Source organism: Gimesia chilikensis (genome assembly GCF_007744075.1).
GTDB classification, from domain to species: Bacteria; Planctomycetota; Planctomycetia; order Planctomycetales; family Planctomycetaceae; genus Gimesia; species Gimesia chilikensis_A.
This window is the reverse complement of sequence record NZ_CP036266.1, coordinates 4,827,766-4,846,801: the sequence shown is the minus strand read 5'-3', so window position 1 is coordinate 4,846,801 and position 19,036 is coordinate 4,827,766. Positions and strand designations below refer to the sequence as shown.

The window sequence follows — 19,036 nt, the reverse complement described above, 5'->3', positions numbered from 1 at the left end:
CCGGGAATGTGCGCCCCTCTCTTTACACATCACAACGACATGAACTAGCAGGAACGTGTTATATGGCGATTGATCCAATTTGCGGGATGCAAGTTGAAGAAGCAACAGGGTTAAATTGTGAGTTCGGTGGAGCAACATTCTATTTCTGCAGTAAGAATTGTAAAGAGAAATTCCAAAGGCAACAGACTTTGGCTGCTCTACTGACTCCAGACAATCAGCATTCCAGCATGAAGACCGGTGCTGGTAAAAGCCATGGAAATTGTAATCCTGAATCAGAGCTGGGAGGTAAAAACGCCACAACAAAACATGCAGTAGCTGCAAAGTCCCACAAATATTTCTGCCCAATGTGTGCAGGAATCGGCAGTGATAAACCCGGCGAGTGCCCAAAGTGTGGAATGGCCTTAGAATTAGTCAAACCAGAACTTGCAGAGTCTCGAACAGTTTATACGTGCCCGATGCACCCGGAAGTTGAGCAGAATGAACCAGGTACATGTCCAAAGTGTGGGATGGAACTGGAACCGAAGTATGTAACCGCGCTTGAGGAAGATGACGACACCCAACTTAGGAGCATGACACAACGATTCTGGGTCGCTGTAGTTTTGGGGATACCGGTACTGCTGTTGGCGATGTTGCCAATGCTCGATAAGGCACTGGAATTTTCACCGTTTGTTTCGTCTTGGGTTCAATTTGCGCTGAGTTCACCGATTGTACTCTGGGCTGGCTGGCCGTTCTTTAAACGTGGTTGGCGGTCCTTAGTCAATTGGAACTTAAACATGTTCACATTGGTCTCGCTTGGTGTTGGTGCGGCATATTTATATAGCACAGCCGCGGTGCTGGTGCCCGGAATGATTCCAGATTCTTTCAAAGAAAATGGTCACGTTGCTGTATATTTTGAAGCTGCTGCCGTAATCATTGCCTTGGTATTATTGGGACAAGTGCTTGAATTACGTGCCCGTCGTCGAACTGGCAACGCAGTTCGTGAACTTTTATCACTAGCACCACCAACGGCCCGTGTTGTCGTTAACGGGCAAGAGCAGGAGCTTCCATTAGAAGAAGTTCGCGAGAGCGATATTCTCAAAGTAGTTCCTGGCGAAAAAATACCCGTTGATGGAGAAATCATTTCCGGCAAGAGTTCGATTGACGAATCAATGTTAACCGGTGAACCAGTTCCGGTCTCGAAGCAGACGGGCGATCTAGTGATGGGCGGCACGGTGAATCAGACTGGTTCGTTCCAAATGCGAGCAAAACATGTAGGTGAGGGTACTGTATTGTCACAAATTGTGCGGATGGTTGCTGACGCTCAACGCAGCCGTGCACCAATACAACGTATCGTTGACGTGGTAGCAAGCTGGTTCGTGCCCGCAGTAGTCTTAATCGCCATAGTTACATTTGTTGTTTGGGCATGGTTATCTCCAGAAGAACCACGGCTTGGTTTCGCTTTGATCAATGCTGTCGCAGTGCTCATTATCGCTTGTCCTTGTGCGTTGGGCCTAGCCACGCCGATGTCAATCATGGTTGGCATCGGTCGTGGAGCACAGGAAGGTGTACTGATCAAAGACGCCGTAGTCTTAGAAGTCCTGGAGCAGGTGGATACGATTGTCGTTGATAAAACAGGTACACTGACGGAGGGACGGCCCAAACTCACTGAATGCATTCCTACAGAGTCCATTTCAGAGAAGGAGCTATTGGAATATGCGTCAGCGGTCGAACGAAACAGCGAACATCCACTAGGCCGTGCCATCATCGATGCTGCCAGGGAAAAAGGAATTGACTTGGCAGCAGTTGATGAGTTTGATTCCACAACCGGGGGTGGAGTATCAGGAACGGTTAAAGGAAAGAGCGTTTTGATTGGTAAACTTGACTTTCTTGTCGATCAAAGAGTTCGTAACATTGAGACAATGCGAGAACGTGCTGAAACGCTGCAGCACGATGGTCATACAGTGATGTTCGTTGCTGTTAATGGGCAATTCGCCGGACTACTGGCCGTCTCTGATCCTATCAAAGCGTCAACCCCCGACGCTGTGCAAGAACTACACGATTTGGGCTTACGAATTATTGTGCTCACCGGTGACAACAAGCGTACTGCCCTGGCAGTGGCCAAGAATCTTGGCATCGACGAAGTGGAAGCAGGCATTAGTCCACAAGACAAAAACGCGAGAGTACGAGCACTGAAGACAAAAGGTAGTAAAGTGGCGATGGCTGGCGATGGTATTAATGACGCACCAGCACTTGCTGAAGCTGACGTAGGTATTGCGATGGGGACAGGCACGGACGTGGCCATCGAAAGTGCCGGTGTGACGTTAGTGAAAGGAGACCTACGTGGCATTGTTAAAGCTGTCCGATTGAGTCGCAGTACTATGCGCAATATCCGCCAAAACTTATTCTTCGCATTTATCTACAATATTCTTGGCGTGCCCGTTGCCAGTGGAGTACTGGTTCCGTTTCTTGGAATGGGGGCTCTGTTGAATCCTATGATCGCTGCAGCTGCAATGAGTCTTAGCTCAGTTTCCGTCATCGGCAACGCTTTACGTTTGCGGCAAGCTCAATTATATAAGTAATGAGTATCGATCAAAATGAACCCTTCGGAAAGTTGAATACATTATGGATAATATTCTCCCAAAACCATGGGAATTGCACCCTGCACTGGTCCACTTTCCAATTGCATTTCTTCTGGGGGGCGTTGTACTCTTACTGTGGGCGTGGTGGAGAGCGAACGAGATACAGCATCGAGTGGCCGCAGGAATGTTGCTGGTCGGAATGGTTTCGGGTTGGCTCGCCTCCACCGCAGGCGGATTGGCATACTTTACGGTGCCAGCTCATACCGAACAAGGCCACGTACTCATGTACTGGCATTTGGGATTTGGATTGGCGATGCTCATTCTCTTCACTTGGCTATCGACAGTAAGCTGGCGAGGGCGAACAACAGCAGCCACTAAGCTGCAATTGACTGTAGCATTGTGTGGAGTTGTGCTATTGATGCTAACCGGTTATCTCGGTGGTTTAATAGTCTACCATCACGGTGCGGGAGTTAACCCGAATATCCTTGCTCCGGAAATACGTGATGGCCACTCACATGGAAATAATGAGCAACATGATGTATCGGTCCATGAGCACTAACTGCGGTAAAAAAAGGTTAAAGCAACTGGCATCGACCAATATGAGAAACTGTTTTCGTCTGCGGCACAAGAGAACTTGATTCATTACGCGATCATGACAGGCTCTCAACTCTGAACCAGTTGGGCCGTTATAAATCTAAGGTAATCGTGATTAAAATACAGTCTGAACTTCGAATGATCTATTGGCACTTGACCAGCATTTAAAACTACGAGATAGGCACGGTTTCAAAATGTGAAGATTCCCAGAAATAGTGGGCGATTTAAAAAGAGTGTCAACTATTCTGAGGAAGAATAACAAGAGAAAACAGTATTCGAAATATAAACCCAAATGTCCACGGCGTTCAATTCCTGCTGAAGACGCATGTTCCTAATTCATTCGACCTGATCACCATTTCTAATACTACTAATAAATAGCGTGACCTTTACTCAAAATTGATTTCAAGAATCGAGAGAATATTTCATCTCCTTTCTAGTTCGACTGTCCTACATTCGTTAGCGTTTCGATTGAGAAAAAAAAGATTCTGTAGCCATAAGTCGAACTGATACTGTTTCAAATATCAGCAGAAAATTTGCTCTGAACTAGAAAATCCATGATCTCTGATAGCTACCTCTGAGAAATTCTAGTCGCAATTTTAAAATCTGGTTTGGTATAATAATTTTGTCCAGTGAAGCAGAGTTCGGCTCTGCGGGGACGCAACCGAACAAGGAATAACTGGACCGACGATGCGCCGAAGCGCGTACGGTTTCCGATGAGGCCACTCCTGATCGGAAGCCGTTTTCCTGATGATCATGATTCGTTTCGGACATCGGAGTGATGCCTCATAAAATCCAAGCTTGCTTTCTCCGTACTACGGTTTGCGATAGATAAAAAAAATGCATGAGCCGGGATCAGTCCGTCAGGACGATCCCGGCTCATGCTATTTGTCTGATTGATTAGATTTATCTTTCTTGACTGGGCGGTACAGCTCTTCAACAAACATCATCACATCCTTTTCAATTAACATGCGGCGTTCTCCATCGGGAACTTGATTGAGGGATAATGAATCCGTGAATCCAATTTCGTCGTAGACTGCCGTCAGGCCATCTCCTGCCTTCGCTCTCGCAGCCGAAGGAGTTCTTCGTTGCTCCTGCCGATACTTACGATCCAGATCCGTGAACTTTTTTGCCATCAGCATAGGTTTGGCATATCGGTAAGGTTCATTCTGTTTGAGCATCTGCCAGGCGATGGTTACCAGTTTTCGTGCTAAAGCCATGATTGCTACCTGACGTGGTTTGCGTTTCACCAGCCGGCGATAGAATGCTCCCAGTGGACCTGGGTGACGCGATACATGCTGGCAGGCCTGAGTCAGCAGCCAGCGGCAGTGGGGATTTCCCATCTTTGTAATTCTTCCGTGATAGCACTTATTTCCTGACTGTCGTGTTGATGGCACGAGTCCCAGATAAGAAGCGGCATGATTGCCATCACAGAAACGCTCAATATCACCGATCGCAGCCAGTAGTCCCACAGCAACGACATGGCTCACTCCAGGAAGTGTCATCAGGAGCCGGACACTGGAATCATTTCGAGCGATCTCAACGAGACGCTGATCGACAATCTCGAGTTCCTGGTTGACCTGGGTGATTTGCCGAAGCTGACTGTCCAACATCAGTCGGTCGACGGGAGACAATTCCAGTGTCTCAAGCCAAGCAACCCCAGTTTTTGACCACAGGTACTTGCAGGGAGGCTTGATCATTAACCGCGCGAGCATTGACTGGACGCGGTTCATATGGCGTCCTCGTCGACTCATCAGGCCATTACGGTGCGTTAACAGAGCACGCCGCGTTTGAGTTGGTTCGTCTGGTTGCCAGACAGATGGCAGGTAGTCACAACGCAGAAGATGGGCCAATACTTCAGCATCTACTTTATCAGTCTTGATTTTTGCTTCTGCGATCGCCCTGGTCTTCATTGGGTTGCCGACAACGACCTGCTTCACATGGGGACGGATCAAGTCGACAACGGCCCACGTATTTGTCGTTGCTTCCAGGGCCACTCGATCATGTTTCCGGAGTTTCTTTGTTGCGAATTCCAGCAGGACATCACGCTGGCAATTCACTTTACCCCGTTCCAGAATCTTTCCTTTTCGGTCCGTTATACAAACCTCAATAAAGTGTTTGTGAACGTCCAGCCCTATATACCGCATCATACACAACCTCCTCGAATGCTGGATGAGTGGGTAGCAAGAAAACATGGGCCATTCGGCAACTACCTCTTCGAGTTCGTGACTCAACCGGGTGGGCCGCGGGGTGGCCAGTTAAAAAAACGGGTTCGAGACCCATAGCTATCATCGGCCAGCCCCCGAGGTGAATGACCCACTCATACCATAGATTGGGAAAACAGATCGCACCTCGTCCCGTGACCCGGTACCATTAATTACAACCGGTTCTGCGGACTCAGGCAACGACTTATTTGCTGACAGTGCGACTTGATTTTCATCATACCCGTTAAAATAAGGATAACGGGCCACCACTACAGGTGGCCCGTTATCCCATGTTATTTCTTTTGCTTTTCTCTAATATGTCTGCCCATTTTAAACTTCATTTTAAGTATGTTTCACCAGCGAGAAGATTGAAGGTCGTATCAAAATCAACAGGAATAGTTCGCAGCCAGCGAGTGAATTGATGAACCATAAGTCCTGCAGCAATGCTGGCTGCATAAATCGTACTGCGTGATGTACAGCTTCCGGTTTGTGCCTCGTTTTGTGGGAAAAGTGTTTTCGCATACTGTTTCATTCCATGATGCTGAGTTGCTGTCAGTATCCGAATTGTTTCTCCCAGCATTCTTCCATCTGTCCAGAAATCGCATTTTCTGTTGACGGATCGCCAGATCACCGCACGGGCTGATATCGAGTCCACACAACAGAAGACAGCCTCACCCACAGGAACGGACACTCGATAACGATCCATAATCACCGTTACCTGAATTGAATCGTCAAGCTCCTGGATGGCTCTGGCTGTCGTGTCTACTTTAAGCTGCCCCAGATCCTGAGCTCGGTATCCCTGAGTCGTGATATTGGTCGACTCCACACTATCAAAGTCAATCAGCTGAATCCGTGGTGTCCCAATCGCCGCCAGTTGCAGCGCCACCTGACGACCAATGGCCCCCACTCCGATGACGGTTGCCGTCAACTGAGAAAGCCGTTCCGCCGGGATCAGGTCACTTTGTCTTTGGAAACGATCGATAGTCACATTTAATGTATTCAAATCTGTTCTCCTTTCAATTCGTAATCAGCAAAGAGCCAGTCTTCATCCCAGTCAAAATCTGCGGTCTGATCAAAAGCAGACTGGAACAGGCGACTGTTCTGTTGCGGATGCACATGACTTAAATACTCATCCTCCCAACGTTCTGGATCACTACCGGCAAATGTTTGAGAGTAATCCCGTTTTACTGGGATTTCGTATTCTGCCGTCGGACCCACATTAAATTTTAACCGAGCATATGTTCGCCCTGTCCGCGCCAGAATGAACATCACGGCCCAATCGGATCGACCAAACACACGGTTAAAAGTATTTTCATCGGTCTGGCTGGGCAAGGGACAATCTCCCGGATGCGTATGAATCCAGATCCGACCAAACTGTTCTGGACGGAGGCCCGCGTCCACCTGGTCGTCAAAGAAATTCGCGACCGCCTCATCGTCGAAGGCCACGTGAGCCACCGAGCAGGTCTGTTCCACAAGCTGCAGGTCCTGCACCAGCAGCAGATCCTCCTCTGATGTAATCCCAAAGCCACCAACTTCGGTGTCTCCGTAATCACGCAGGTACAACAGTTTCGCCCAGGCAGTCGGACTGAACCGCAGTTGCGGTAACCGGGTTTGCTGATGAGGCCTGGGTTTCCGGTAATTCTTCCTCTGTTTCTTCGAGTTCTTCTTCCGCATCACAATCAGAGCACCTTTCATTTTCAAGTAAACAGCGTTGGCAGCAGTCAGCATGACACTGTATGCACTGTTGCAGACAGGACGAACAGCAGTGGCCGTGACAGCCATCACAGTACGACAAACACTCATGGCAAAACGGACAATCGCAGTCCGAACAATCCTTAGTACACCCCGTGCAAAGTGTGATTTCACAGTTATCACAGCGGGTTTGCTGGTTGGCTGCGATCACATCGGCGCACTCGGTACATTCAACACTGTCCCAGTCACTGAGCGCCACATAGGGACTGTCGCGGTTATAAGTTTGTAACAGGCTGGCCACCATCGTGAAAAAATCAAACAGCCGTCCCTGTTCCAGCGACCGGCGTATGACTTGCCGTCCATCCCCTTCACAGACGACATCAGATTGAATATGGGGATGTGTGACACAGTCATTGGTAAACGCCGGATGCGGGTCCGTGGCGAACACGCGATAAGGGGACCCGTTATCCATTTTCAGATTTGCATAATTGAGACGAATCTCAAAAGGGCCCAGATAGACGCCTTCCAGTTTAATCGGTTCTGTACTGACAGAGATGGTCTGGGCACGGAGATCCAGCTGCAGCTCACCGAATTCTTCTTCTAAAGACCGCAGTTCTGCATAGAGTTCCCTGACGGAAGAAATCTGCTGCGGAGATGTATCAGACGACAATTCACCATGTAAAGTTGTCAGTTCCTGGATCAACTGGGTTACACCAGTTTTCAGTTGTCGTTCCAGTTTTAGTGCAGCCGAATCCCAGCCTCTGCGTTGTGCTTGTTGGCGTTTCCGTAGTAACCGGTCACAGTACCACCATGTCTGGAATGGCATTTCATATAACGACGAGGGTTCTTCAGACACCAGACAGTGATATATTCGACTGGCAGTCCGCCAGAGTCGTTTTCGTGGATGCTTCATTGTCTCCTCTTTCAAAAAATGGATTCCAGGGCGGACTGCCGGGGACGAGACCCCGACAGTCCGTGGAAATACAAAAACTAGGACCGCGCCCCCTCAATCTTCGTCGGAGTGATCGAAATTCGGTCCCCGTCCTGTAACTGCTGGTCCGGGGGGCACGGCTGGCGATTCACGCGAATCAGGTAATCGCGGGCTTCCGCATCTCCCATCTTCTGCTCAAAAAGTTGTGCTACCGTGGTTCCTGCGGGGACATCGATATAATCAGCGAACCCACCGCCATCGTTGTTGATCAATAAAAGTTTCATAAAAGTCCTTCCAGTTGTTGTTTGAAAATGTTTAAAAACACACAATGTTTGTTTATGTGAGCAGCCGTCGTTTGCGACGCCGTTTCCTGCGGCGTGTATTGCTTTTCACACCCCGTCGTCCCTTGATGCGTCCGGCGTGCAGCGTTTGCAGCAGGACTGACTGCGATTTTGATCGTACACTGAGGATCTTTGGGACAGTTCGACAGCATTCGCTCGTTTGAAGATCAGCCCACCACTGGTTCATGGCGTGCCCCTTGTCGCTCGGAATTTAGTCGATTGGCTTCCAGTTCATCCCAGTCAATGATGTAAGGGCCCGACTCTTCTGCCTCGGGATCAATGACTTCCTCGGGCTCCGCTAATAAGAAGCCCAGACGTTTTACGGTCGACATGCTTTCGCCGGTTGCCAGGGCCACGGCCCGATTTAAATCTGCCTGTCTCATCAGTTGTCTCCTTCAAAACGAAAATGTTTAAACAAAAAAAACCGGTCCTGCGGGCAACAAACCTGCGGAACCGGGGCAAACCAGTGATAAAATTAAGTTGTCAGTTCTCAAGGACCGGTATCTGGCGACAACCAATGCTGTTCCAGCCAGTCCGTTTCGGATTCCAGGGCAGCACTCCGCTGCGTAAACGGGCCCAGCTGGGGCCCATTCACGGGGGACAGATCGACCAGCCATTGACCAGCTGCATTCGGTTCGACGTAAGAGCCACGTGAAATGGTCAGTCGACCGAGAGTTGCCAGGTTAAAGGCTTCTGAGTAAACGCAGTGAACCGTCCCCAGTGGTGAGATCAAAAGTTTCATGTGGATTACCTCACTTGGGAGTTCGAATAATCTGACGCCGTGGTCGATCGATTAACAGACCATCCAGGGCTGCCTGGACGCCAGACAATTCTGATGCGACCTGCTGACGGAGTTCACCCCGTTTTCGCAATTCCTGGGGCTGAATGCCCTGCACGATTCCCTGGCACTGGGCTACCAGCACATCCAGCTGCTCGTTAGAACGGACATTCAGGGATCGGAAGCGTTCAAAAAACTCATGCAGGTTCCCGATGGCGGAATCACGAAATACTTTGGGCCGGCCATCGGCCTGGCCACTCAATCGATCCGTCAGATGCGACACAAGTTGTGACAGTTCGCCCAGAAAGGCGTCTTCCGCCAGCCTGACTGCTTCTTCGAAGCGTAACTGCACGCGCTGGCACTCCTGCTCATACAGTTCCGGATTGAGTTGCCTTAAATAATCCGGTGGTTCAACGCTGGGAAAGTCCCAGGACACTTCGAACAGACCTATCAGGGTCAAGGGATAATCGTCGTCATTGAAGAGACTCCCCAGGCGTTCCCGGGCCGCTGACTTCAGGGACAGGTATTGTTCATCCAGCTGTGAGACAGCCTCGTTGAGCTCTTGCGTGAACTGGTGCATCTGGTCCTGAAATGCAGTCAAAGCATCCTGCCGCAGTAACCGTATTCCGGATTCCGGAAAGGGCAGGCTGATGGAAGTCCAGTACGAGCGCACCCGCTGACGGACCGCATTCACGGCCCGGAAACGGGGGTGTCCGGTATCCAGTAGTTTCTTGCCCGCACTCAGGAAGGTCCCTTCTGCCCCAAACGATTCAGCGGCCTGAGTCTTCTGGTCGCGTGTCAGTGACTTGCGCGTACCAAACCATTCAAAACTGATGCGCGTAGCACACATCGTTGATCGCAGCCGATCGATGGGATCGGTGCGGGTATTTACTTCTTCGATAGCAGTTATGGTCATATTAGCTCCTTAAATAGAGTGTGGTTTAGTTTCTGTGGGGATCACGAGAGAGATTTCGGCGTGAACGCGAACCAGAACGTTCGTCATTGCTAAATACGCCTGGTTGTTCTGCAGACAGACAGCGTCTGCTGGCCCAACGCCTGAGACGGGCCACCGATTCGGCGGCGGTGACAGCTACGGGAACCACGTTTTCAGCGGCCTTGATTAAAGGGACTTCGAGCAGCGCCGCCAGACGACAGCAGGCCCGGATTTCCGAACCGGTCCAATGCCGGTCGTCCGGCAAACGTTGATCGGACGTAAGACCAAACAGTTCACGGTACAGCCTCCAGATGGCCTGCTTCTGGTCATCTCCCGGTAAATCGAGAAAGAACAGTGCATCAAAGCGTTCGGCCCGCACGAACTCCGGTGGCAGTTTGGAAATGTCGTTGGCGGTACAAACTACAAACACGTCCGAAGTATGGTCGTTGAGCCAGCCCAGCAGCGTACCCAGCATGCGTGTCGAAACGCCGCTGTCTGACTGTCCAGAAGAGGCAGAGCCACTCAGCCCTTTCTCGACCTCATCAATGAACAGGACGGCCGGCTGTATCGCATCCACGATCCGAAGTGCTCTACGAGTTCGCTCCTCGGTCTGACCTAAAAGCGAAGCCATTAGAGCCCCCACGTCGAGTGTCAGTGTGGGACGCCCCGTCTCTTTTCCCAGTGCTTTGGCAAATGCGCTTTTACCGGTTCCCGGAACTCCCAGTAACAGCACGCCTCTTGGACGAATGACCGGTGCATCCTGGGAACGGGGGCGGAGTGCACGCAAGCAAAAGGCTTTGAGAGACTCCAGACCGCCCAGCCCAGCAAACGATTCCGATCCCTGGTGCAACGATAACAGACCGCTTTTCAGTAGCGTCTGGGATTTCAGCTCCAGTACGACCGAGGCTTCGATGCGTCCATGCCGCACCAGGGAGAAACTGAAGGCCCCTTCCGCTTCATAACGGGTCAGACCCGAGGCAGCGTCCAGGACACATTGCAGTTCAGGTCCCTCCGGCAATTCTCCTGTTTCCGTGGCGATACTGCGGGCAATTTCCAGCAGCTGATCCCGACCAGGAAGTTCATGTTCCAGGCAGACAAACAGTTTTTCCAGTTCTGTAGGGATCTGGACCAGGCTGGAAAGGATGACAATAAATGTCCGTGCCTGTTTACCCAGATTGATCTGTTGTGTCAGCGCCTGAATGATCTCCGGCGAATTGATGAAGCAATGGAAGTTTTTAAGGACCAGCAGCGTGGGATGATCCGGATCGGCCTGACTGCTCAGACAGTGAATGGCAGCCAGGGGATCGAGGAGCGACGTGTCGCGGCCTTCCGCGAGTTCCGTTCCCTGCAGGCCCCGGTCAATGTCCCATGAGAATAGCCGCCAGTCTTCGCTGTGACAGAGCCGAGACATTTCCAGCAATGCCTCATCATGTTCGTGGCTCTGAATCCAGATCCCGGTAAAGCAGGCGCGTACGTTCTCCGCAAGTCTTTCGGATAATAACATAAGAGTTTCCTTGATGGTTTGAAGTAAAAAGAAGGTGTGAAGTGTATTAAGCGGTTCCCGCCAGCTGGCCGATCGTTTCCAGCCAGGAAATGATTTCCCCGTCAGGATCGCGTTCCTGCAGTAGGGAAATTGTCATCTGTTCGACCGCGCTGGTATTGAGCCAGTGCTTGGCCCGGTTTCTGAGTCGGACCCGGATTCGACGAGTCAGTTGTTTCCAGCTATAGTCATCATGCCGACTGTCGAATACCCGCTGCGCCACTTCCGACGCTACACAATCATGGTCACCGAATTCAACAGTGAAATCGGCAACAGCCTGAATGGCTTGCGGATGCAGGTAGTTCTCCAAGCTCCGTTTCCGTGTCAGCACAGCACGACAAGGGATTCGTCGATTAATCTGAGCAACAAGCTCTTCCCGCTGTTCCCTCTCAGGGGATGCCTCTCCGTCTAAGAGATAAAATTCGGGAATTTGGAGCGGAGCCAGCCGACTAAGCCAAGCCCGGGGGTGGCCGCCAATGGGCAGGAAAATGAGTTCCTTGTCGCGTTCCATCGCGGCCAGGTCAGGCAGTGTGGGATGTGCCGTATGCAGGAGCGTCGAGATGCGGGTCAGAAATTCAATATCGTGTGCCCCTTCAACGACGACTAGAATACGTACCGGGTGGGGATCTTCGGGAATCGGGTCCGGTAAGACCTGCGTGTATTGATTTGCGAAAACTAATTCTCCTGTGTTAATTGGTTGGATTGATGTTGAACGGCCTGGTGGTATTCGGAGGTCAGCAGTTCTGAGGAGACCTTTCCCAGAGCCGCTTCCAGAAACCGGCTGGCGTCTTTGCACCGGGAGCCGGTAAAGCCGCGGGTTTCGATGCGGGACTGACCGTCCGTTGAAAAAATAATGTTGATTGTTTTCAATGGTCTGCTCCGATCTGAATGGTGAGTTTAATGGAACCGTCGCTGAGCTGGTTTTCGTGGACGGAATGACCCTTCCGGCGCGCTTCCAGACGGCATTTTTCCACGCCGTAAAATTGCAGCAGTCTGTTGAGTTGAGCCGGCTCTCCCCAGCGACCTTCAAAGTTGTCAAATCGAACCTGGCCCTGTTCGACATCGAACACAACTGGATACCGCCAGTCGGGGAGACGGACCGCGTATCCGGTGGCTTCTCCGCTAAACAGGGGAACGGTTTCGTGAACGGGTTCTCCCAGTTCGAGTCGGCGGCAGGCCAGGCCCAATGCCTCAGAGTCGCGGACCTCCGTTTGGATGGTGACAATATGTGACATTTCAGGTTTCCCTTTCTGTAGATGAGTTATCAGGAGATTGAAGTAAATCCGTTAACCGGAGTTTGGCTGGATCTGTTTTCGCAGGTGGCATCAGCCGTGGTTCAGATGAGACCAAATCGTCCAATAGTAATTCTGTGATCTCATTCTTGTCTGCGGGTTCAACTTTCTGCTGCAGTAACAGCCAGCAAATCAACAGGGGCAGCAGACTGACCACGACAAACGCCACCCTGGTGATCGCAGCCGCAATGATCGGATCTCGGTTTCGGCGGTCGGCGATTTCGCGGCGTTCTGCCTCCAGCTGATCCCGCTGGTGACCGATCTCGTTTCGCTCGGTTTGCATCTCGCGCTGCAGAGTGACCATTTCCTGTCTGGCGTTGGCGTCTGCTTCCACCAGCTCGCGTGACCCCGAGGCGACTTCCTGCTGCAGTTCCGACATCCGGCGGTTTTGATCCGCCTGTCGTTCCAGTTGCTGGGTGGCCAGTTCGGCCACACGGCTGTTTTCGTCAGGGCTACAGCTGACTCCGATCAGTAGGATCAGTGTCAGCGTGATTAGCAGAGTCTGTTTTTCCATGTGCCCTCCAGCGTTGAATCAGGTGTCTGAGAATTCCCTGTAGCGCCAGCCGCAACCGCCGTTCCTTGATCAAAGCGACGACGGACAGCAACAGAGCGACAGAGACGAACGTTAAAACCATGTATTCCAAGCAAGGCTCCTTTCTTTCTAATAAGGGGAACTGTGTGAAAAGCAAAACGCCCCGCATTCCAAAGTAATGCGAGGCGTTTTAACTGATTATGTTTTTGAATTACGGGTGACGGTAAGTGACAATAGCTAAGCTGCGCACCTATTAATCATGACACGTTTCGAGCCAAAATTTAGATACAGTGTGTGAAGCCACTATGCAGAAGTAACTTTCTCAAAAGATTTCAAGTTCTGTAGCTGGAACTTAACCCACCTAAACCTGAAATGGATCACGTTTTCGTGGAACTTTATGTTCAAGAGACCATATTAAAGGTTGTCTGAGCGATTGAATGAAATTTTGAAGGGGAATTCATTTACCAGATTCCGTATCGACATTGAGCGTCGTTTTATATTTGTAATTAGTGTGGGGAAAAGAGATTTCGAAGTCGATCCTGTCTGGATCGAAATCCAGTCCTCCCTTTGGTGTATTAAAACTCTTTGTTTCTCCTTTCATCCAGGAATCATGATTCCAGAACCAGACTTTCGATTGGTCACCTTTTCGAAATGCAACATCAACTCGACATTGGGGAAGCAAGGAAACTCCGTTTAAGGTAAGTTGAACGCCACGCTGAGTGTCCCAGACTATTCCCGCTTGATACGGTTGGTAGGAACCTTGAAAACTCAGGTCTTTACAGATTTGAGCAATGTCTTTGTCTTTTTCCGCTCCCTGATAAACATAATGAATCTGCGTGGCAAACTGCGGTGAATAGATTGTAATGTCCAATTCTTGCACGTGTGTGACAGTCGTCTTTTCCACTGTTCGTCCCAAGACTTCCTCTCCGCTTTGATATCGCCCCCACATGCTGGTATTAGCTGGCCATGTTTCTAGGAAATGTACGTTTTTTCGAACCTTTCCGCTTGCCCCAGTCAATTGCACCACAATGGTACAATCTTTAAGTGTTTCCCCACGGTTCTGAAGTACAAGCCAATCATTTGGTCCGGAGTCTCCCCAGGACTCATTAAAATCGACTACGATACGACCAGCCGAATCACTTAAGGTTGCCGAATACTTTTCAGCAACTTTGGGAAGCAACAGTAGCGCTGCTTCAAGTTGATCGACTGCGGCAATAGCTGACTGTAATTCTACATTTAAAGCGTTCTGCTTCGCCTCTGCATCAAGGCCACGGTGATAGCTACCCAAAAAATTACCAAAGAATCCATCAAGCATCGAACCTACAAACAGTGTTCCCTCATCGGCAGGCTTTGGCAGGGCGTTCAAATTGTTAATACATTTCAAGAATAAGGTATTCGCATTTTGGACTTGATCAGAAAGATACATAATCTCTTTATCGTTCGATTTGATCTCACGTAAGTCTAATAAGGTGGACTGTACATCCGCCATAATTTCCGCTATCTCGCGATTATCCCGAAAATGGCCTGGATCAGATTTCATCTCCATACTGAGGTGTGAAGCAAGCACTCGGTATTCTTCAGGCAAGGGTTTACTGGAGGGGGTTGAGTTTTTAGGGAGGTTACTTGCTGTTGTGTCGCCGCCACATCCCGAAAGTGTGAGAGCCAACGGTATCACGTATACAAATGCAATTATTTGATTCACCGAAATGATGCTTTCGATGGTGTAGCTGATTCTCCTTGATAGTTGCAACATTGATTTTCTCCTCTTTTAATGGCGAATGTTTTTGAATACCTGCACTCTGATTGTCCAAGTTTACACTCAATAATGATACTTATAATCCGTGGTGTTATCGTCATTGTCAAGTGTTAAATGCTCGTATGACTAAACGAGCAGACATATTGATGAGATTTGGAAAGCGAGTCCGCAAACTGCGCAAAGAGCAAGGCTACTCTCAAGAGAATTTTGCTTATGCCTGTGAGCTGGACCGGACTTACGTCGGCGGGATCGAACGGGGGGAACGAAATCTTTCATTACGGAATATCGAACGGATCGCCGATACACTCGAAATCAGCCTGGCAGAACTGATGGATGGGGTTTGAGGGAGTTTAGACCTCTGGTTCAGCAACCAGGACGACTCCCAGTTGGTCAGAGTCGTCGTTTTTTTCCAGTATTGCATCTGCCGGGTTTTCAAACAGACGGGGATTCTTTACCGTTGTCGCATCATGCTGGCATACAGCATACCGTAGTCGCGCTGTCAGAAGCTGAGTCTGCAGCCGTTGGATATCTTCCTGCTCCCATTTCTGATTTACTGCGGGATCACCGGCATAAATTGTGAGCAGATTTGAATCTTCGAGATCCATTTCTTCACACCAGAACTGCAGGGCAGCTCTGATCAACATGATTTCTTGTCTCGTTAGCATTGATCTCCTTTCTTGACTTTATCAATTCGATCAAAGAGGATTTGTGTGTTTTCCCCTGGAATGAACTGGGAGGCTGGCTGCCACAATGATGAAGTTCGGATTTGCCGATGGCTGGTATCAATGCATTGGATTTTACAGTTGTTTCCACTGACCCTAAGTTTTGACATGTTTGTTGCATCGTCAATACACCTTAGTTTCGATTTGCTATTTTTAGATCGGCTTATCCGCTGAACCTGTGGCATCCCTGGCATCAAAATCTGCTGGATGTTGGTTTTTCAACCAGATACGAGCAATCAGGTGCCCAATCAACTGAGCCAGTTCTTGACGCCTGTCAACAAGATCATTCTTGACTCCCGGCTCTGCAGATTTGACTTGGGATGTAGAATGTATCTTCTGTTTCATTCACATCTCCTTTTTACATGAATACATAAAAAAAGCCCGATAAGAAATGAAATCCAATATCGGGCAAGTTCAACACGAAATGTCACAGTGCGACCAGCGGCCGCAAAAACATCTTTCTATAAATTCTCCTTTCTAAGAATCAGCTGGGCACATATCAGTTTTTAGAATTGCCATTCACCGGCTCACCAGACCGTGCATTACCGCGTCGTGAGCGACCGTCTGGCATGGTTTCTCCCAATTCGGCGTAAAACTTCCTCAGCGCTAGTGTCAGGCCTCGTGGGCCGTAATCAAAGTCGGGTGCCATATCCTTAATAAGTATACCTTGTTCATAAAGCTCCTTTGCTTTTGATAATGTTTTTTTACGACGGTCGTCCGCCGTGGGAACGGGAAGGTTTCGTGAAGTATGCCACCATGAAATCGCTTTACCGATGATAGTATCATTCGTCTTCAGTTTTCTGGCGATCACAAGGTAAGGCAGCCCCTGATCTGCCAACTGCACAGCTTCATCGGCCAGTTGCCGGTAAAGCGGCAACGATTCCTGTTTATTAGGCAGTTGCTTACGACGTCGACGTCCGTCAGGGACAGGCAGTCCGCGAGACCGAAACCAGTGCTTGATAAGAACCGTAATGTAACTACGTGACTTACCCATCTCTTTGGCTATCTGCTTACAGAGCAGCCCCTCATCAGATAGGGCTTTTGCTTCTTCAGCCTGTCTATCGATCAGCTTTTCTGCTTTATAGTCGATAATCACTTCTTTGCCCTGCCGCTGTCCTGCATCGGCAGTCAGACCTGTGAGCTGACTGGAGACGGCAGAAACTACATCCACAACGAACCGGCCCTGTAACCACCCTTTTTTCTGTCTGCGCTCCCCCATCTGATATAGGTCTATTTGACCCCCAGTCAGCAGATCGATGATACGGCGGGCGATTCGAAAATCAGTTTCATCTTCAGAAAATGAAGCAGATGCGATTAAATTGCCAAACTCATCAAGTAAAGCAGTTACTTCCTCAGCTGTCGGTATAACGACACCTTGACTTTGTGCAGTTTCCAGGGAAGTCAGTTCTACTGAAACGGCAGCGTACTGTCCCCGTAACTCTTTCAGAAGCAGCTCTGTCTGTTTTTGCTCTGCATCCGATTCACCTGGAGAACGACGATTGAACTCAATTTTACTCATCAGCTTTTTCGCTTCAGAGCGTAATTGACTTAAACGTTCTGGATCAGGCTTTTGAACCGATTCAGCCGCCTGCTGACAGGCAACGATGATTTCCAGCACCAGCTCAGAATCAGATCGGATCAATTCTACAAGTTTTTCACACGTTAATTGTAACGCAAGCTCCCGGTTGAGATGCGTATATAGGGGGCGATCCTCAGCTTTAGTAGCACGACATAATGGACAAAGCAGGCTCCGGCCGTATGGGCCCCCTACGACGAGCTTACGACCATGCTCAGGGCAAACAAAAAGTTGCCGTAACAAACGCGGCCTTGCCTCTTGAACTTTATCCAAGGGCTTTCGACCGGATTTTTGCTTTTCGTTTGCCAGAAGGTCCTGGACCCGGTACCACTGCTCGTCTGAAATGATCCGTAGATATTCAAACTGCTGTGACTTGAGGGGCTCATCGCGTTCGACCTGTTTGGCATAATCCTTTTTGCTCAACCATTCGGTCTCTTTTGCACCATAACACCAAAATCCCCGGTAGGCTGGACGCATCAAATGCTTTCGTACCAGCTCATGCGTCCAGATGCCTGTTAAGGATTTATTGGGAGCAGGTGCATTGGGATCACCATTCAGGTCTTGAGCAATACGGTCCATACTTTTACCTGCCACATACCAGTCAAAGATCTTTTTGATCCAGGGTGCCGTTTCTGGATCTATGACTATCTTCTGTCGCGGTCGCTTTTGTTTGGTAAATTGACCTGGAACATCTTGCCCCGTATAACCCAACGAAAGTGAAGTACAGACCATCCCTTGCAGAAACAAAGTCTCATGTGCTGCCTGTATATGAGCGCTATGCATTCCTGCATAGATTTCATCCAGAAAAGAGTACATCTGGAGCATCATTCTCCAGTTATCTCCATCTGCTGTGTCCAGTCCCGACTTCACAAAAATGGCACGAAGCCCGCGTTCTACCAGTTCTTCTTCAACAAACTGCATTGATTTGTAGTTTTTGCGATACAGCCGGGACGTCGTAAATACCAGGAGAACTTCGAACTCTTTATTTTCAATGGCCTCTTTTAGCTGGTTAAACCCGGAACGGCGTTCTTTCTTGCCGCTCACAGCCAAATCATAGAAGATTTTTTCGCGTGGTATGAAAATTCCAGCTTTGATCGCTGCCTCAAAGATAACGCGAATCTGATCAGCAATCGATTCCTGAAAGCGGGAAGAAAATCTCGCATAAGCGGCCCCTATCGATTCTGCTTGTTTGCGAGGAAGTTTGGCGTGGTATTCTGCCACGATCGCATCAATTTCTCCCGCTGTCTTAAGTACTAAATCCTCGCGTTCTTGAGCAATCTGCTCACGTGTCCGAGTTACCTTAGTTTTGTAGTTTGGCTTTAACATGAAAGCACTCCTTAAAAGAGGTTTTGCCACCCAGCCAACAGACATATTTCTTCGAACGTCGAAGACTTCAAATACAAGTCGCAGGTGGTACGAGTGCTGAGCATAAAAATGGAATGTCGCACAATTGTCGCAGCGTGCGACATTGAAAGAAAAAATGGCGGGACCGTAGAAAATTTTTCGAAAACCAGAAAAAGCCCGTACTATCCTTCACCGATGGGAGCGGTTTTCGCTAACGGGCGCCCTGTAATCGAGCAGTCAGGACG

The 19,036-nt window shown here is 49.5% G+C and carries 20 protein-coding genes; 3 read left to right on the top strand and 17 right to left on the bottom strand.

What is annotated here, in order from left to right; all coding sequences use genetic code 11:
• The first annotated feature begins 62 nt into the window (after positions 1 to 62).
• Both HG66A1_RS18275 and HG66A1_RS18270 read left to right on the top strand, forming a co-directional pair.
• Positions 63 to 2,558 carry a heavy metal translocating P-type ATPase gene (locus HG66A1_RS18275; protein ID WP_145187099.1) on the top strand — a complete coding sequence of 832 codons (2,496 nt, stop codon included), beginning with the start codon at positions 63 to 65 and terminating at the stop codon, positions 2,556 to 2,558.
• Positions 2,559 to 2,601: 43 nt separating this feature from the next.
• Entirely contained in the window at positions 2,602 to 3,117 is a 516-nt protein-coding gene (locus tag HG66A1_RS18270) for a DUF2231 domain-containing protein (protein ID WP_145187096.1), read from the top strand.
• Positions 3,118 to 4,033: 916 nt separating this feature from the next.
• Here the strand turns inward: HG66A1_RS18270 and HG66A1_RS18265 are convergent.
• The 14 genes from HG66A1_RS18265 to HG66A1_RS18200 all read right to left on the bottom strand — a co-directional run bounded on the left by HG66A1_RS18265 (position 4,034) and on the right by HG66A1_RS18200 (position 15,146).
• The gene (locus tag HG66A1_RS18265; protein ID WP_232106873.1) at positions 4,034 to 5,296 is read right to left on the bottom strand and encodes an IS110 family transposase; all 1,263 of its coding nucleotides are present in this window, start codon (positions 5,294 to 5,296) and stop codon (positions 4,034 to 4,036) included.
• A gap of 394 nt (positions 5,297 to 5,690) precedes the next feature.
• Positions 5,691 to 6,356: a HesA/MoeB/ThiF family protein gene (locus tag HG66A1_RS18260; RefSeq protein WP_145187090.1), complete on the bottom strand. Its 666-nt coding sequence runs from the start codon at positions 6,354 to 6,356 to the stop codon at positions 5,691 to 5,693.
• Entirely contained in the window at positions 6,353 to 6,916 is a 564-nt protein-coding gene (locus HG66A1_RS18255) for a hypothetical protein (RefSeq protein ID WP_194242560.1), read from the bottom strand. Before HG66A1_RS18255 ends, HG66A1_RS18260 begins: the two co-directional genes overlap by 4 nt.
• Positions 6,903 to 7,958 carry a hypothetical protein gene (locus HG66A1_RS18250; protein ID WP_145187087.1) on the bottom strand — a complete coding sequence of 352 codons (1,056 nt, stop codon included), beginning with the start codon at positions 7,956 to 7,958 and terminating at the stop codon, positions 6,903 to 6,905. Before HG66A1_RS18250 ends, HG66A1_RS18255 begins: the two co-directional genes overlap by 14 nt.
• A gap of 77 nt (positions 7,959 to 8,035) precedes the next feature.
• A complete protein-coding gene (locus HG66A1_RS18245; RefSeq protein ID WP_145187084.1) occupies positions 8,036 to 8,260 on the bottom strand; it encodes a MoaD/ThiS family protein in 225 nt (74 codons plus the stop codon).
• A 224-nt stretch (positions 8,261 to 8,484) separates the two neighbouring features.
• A complete protein-coding gene (locus tag HG66A1_RS18240; protein WP_145187082.1) occupies positions 8,485 to 8,700 on the bottom strand; it encodes a hypothetical protein in 216 nt (71 codons plus the stop codon).
• A gap of 107 nt (positions 8,701 to 8,807) precedes the next feature.
• On the bottom strand, positions 8,808 to 9,059 hold the full coding sequence (locus HG66A1_RS18235) for a hypothetical protein (RefSeq protein WP_145187080.1): 252 nt from the start codon (positions 9,057 to 9,059) through the stop codon (positions 8,808 to 8,810).
• A 10-nt stretch (positions 9,060 to 9,069) separates the two neighbouring features.
• Entirely contained in the window at positions 9,070 to 10,011 is a 942-nt protein-coding gene (locus tag HG66A1_RS18230; RefSeq protein WP_145187078.1) for a hypothetical protein, read from the bottom strand.
• Positions 10,012 to 10,036: 25 nt separating this feature from the next.
• A complete protein-coding gene (locus HG66A1_RS18225) occupies positions 10,037 to 11,533 on the bottom strand; it encodes an AAA family ATPase (RefSeq protein WP_145187076.1) in 1,497 nt (498 codons plus the stop codon).
• Positions 11,534 to 11,579: 46 nt separating this feature from the next.
• Positions 11,580 to 11,879, bottom strand: coding sequence for a hypothetical protein (locus HG66A1_RS32055; RefSeq protein ID WP_197996659.1), 300 nt, complete (start codon positions 11,877 to 11,879; stop codon positions 11,580 to 11,582).
• A 365-nt stretch (positions 11,880 to 12,244) separates the two neighbouring features.
• Complete coding sequence (locus HG66A1_RS18215) at positions 12,245 to 12,439, bottom strand: DUF2997 domain-containing protein (protein WP_145187075.1); 195 nt, start codon at positions 12,437 to 12,439, stop codon at positions 12,245 to 12,247.
• Entirely contained in the window at positions 12,436 to 12,804 is a 369-nt protein-coding gene (locus tag HG66A1_RS18210) for a DUF1257 domain-containing protein (RefSeq protein ID WP_145187073.1), read from the bottom strand. The genes HG66A1_RS18215 and HG66A1_RS18210 overlap by 4 nt, the downstream gene beginning before the upstream one ends.
• A 1-nt stretch (position 12,805) precedes the next feature.
• Positions 12,806 to 13,375, bottom strand: a complete 570-nt coding sequence (locus HG66A1_RS18205; RefSeq protein ID WP_145187071.1) for a hypothetical protein — start codon at positions 13,373 to 13,375, stop codon at positions 12,806 to 12,808.
• Between the two features lie 475 nt (positions 13,376 to 13,850).
• Complete coding sequence (locus HG66A1_RS18200) at positions 13,851 to 15,146, bottom strand: hypothetical protein (RefSeq protein ID WP_145187069.1); 1,296 nt, start codon at positions 15,144 to 15,146, stop codon at positions 13,851 to 13,853.
• Positions 15,147 to 15,271: 125 nt separating this feature from the next.
• Between HG66A1_RS18200 and HG66A1_RS18195 the strand changes: the two genes are divergently transcribed.
• A complete protein-coding gene (locus tag HG66A1_RS18195; RefSeq protein WP_145187067.1) occupies positions 15,272 to 15,493 on the top strand; it encodes a helix-turn-helix domain-containing protein in 222 nt (73 codons plus the stop codon).
• A 6-nt stretch (positions 15,494 to 15,499) separates the two neighbouring features.
• Here HG66A1_RS18195 and HG66A1_RS18190 read toward each other — a convergent pair whose 3' ends face one another.
• The 3 genes from HG66A1_RS18190 to HG66A1_RS18180 form a co-directional block, all read right to left on the bottom strand.
• Positions 15,500 to 15,814, bottom strand: a complete 315-nt coding sequence (locus HG66A1_RS18190; protein WP_145187065.1) for a hypothetical protein — start codon at positions 15,812 to 15,814, stop codon at positions 15,500 to 15,502.
• Between the two features lie 210 nt (positions 15,815 to 16,024).
• Entirely contained in the window at positions 16,025 to 16,216 is a 192-nt protein-coding gene (locus HG66A1_RS18185) for a hypothetical protein (protein WP_145187063.1), read from the bottom strand.
• A gap of 154 nt (positions 16,217 to 16,370) precedes the next feature.
• Positions 16,371 to 18,773, bottom strand: a complete 2,403-nt coding sequence (locus HG66A1_RS18180; protein WP_197996658.1) for a recombinase family protein — start codon at positions 18,771 to 18,773, stop codon at positions 16,371 to 16,373.
• Positions 18,774 to 19,036: the final 263 nt, after the last annotated feature.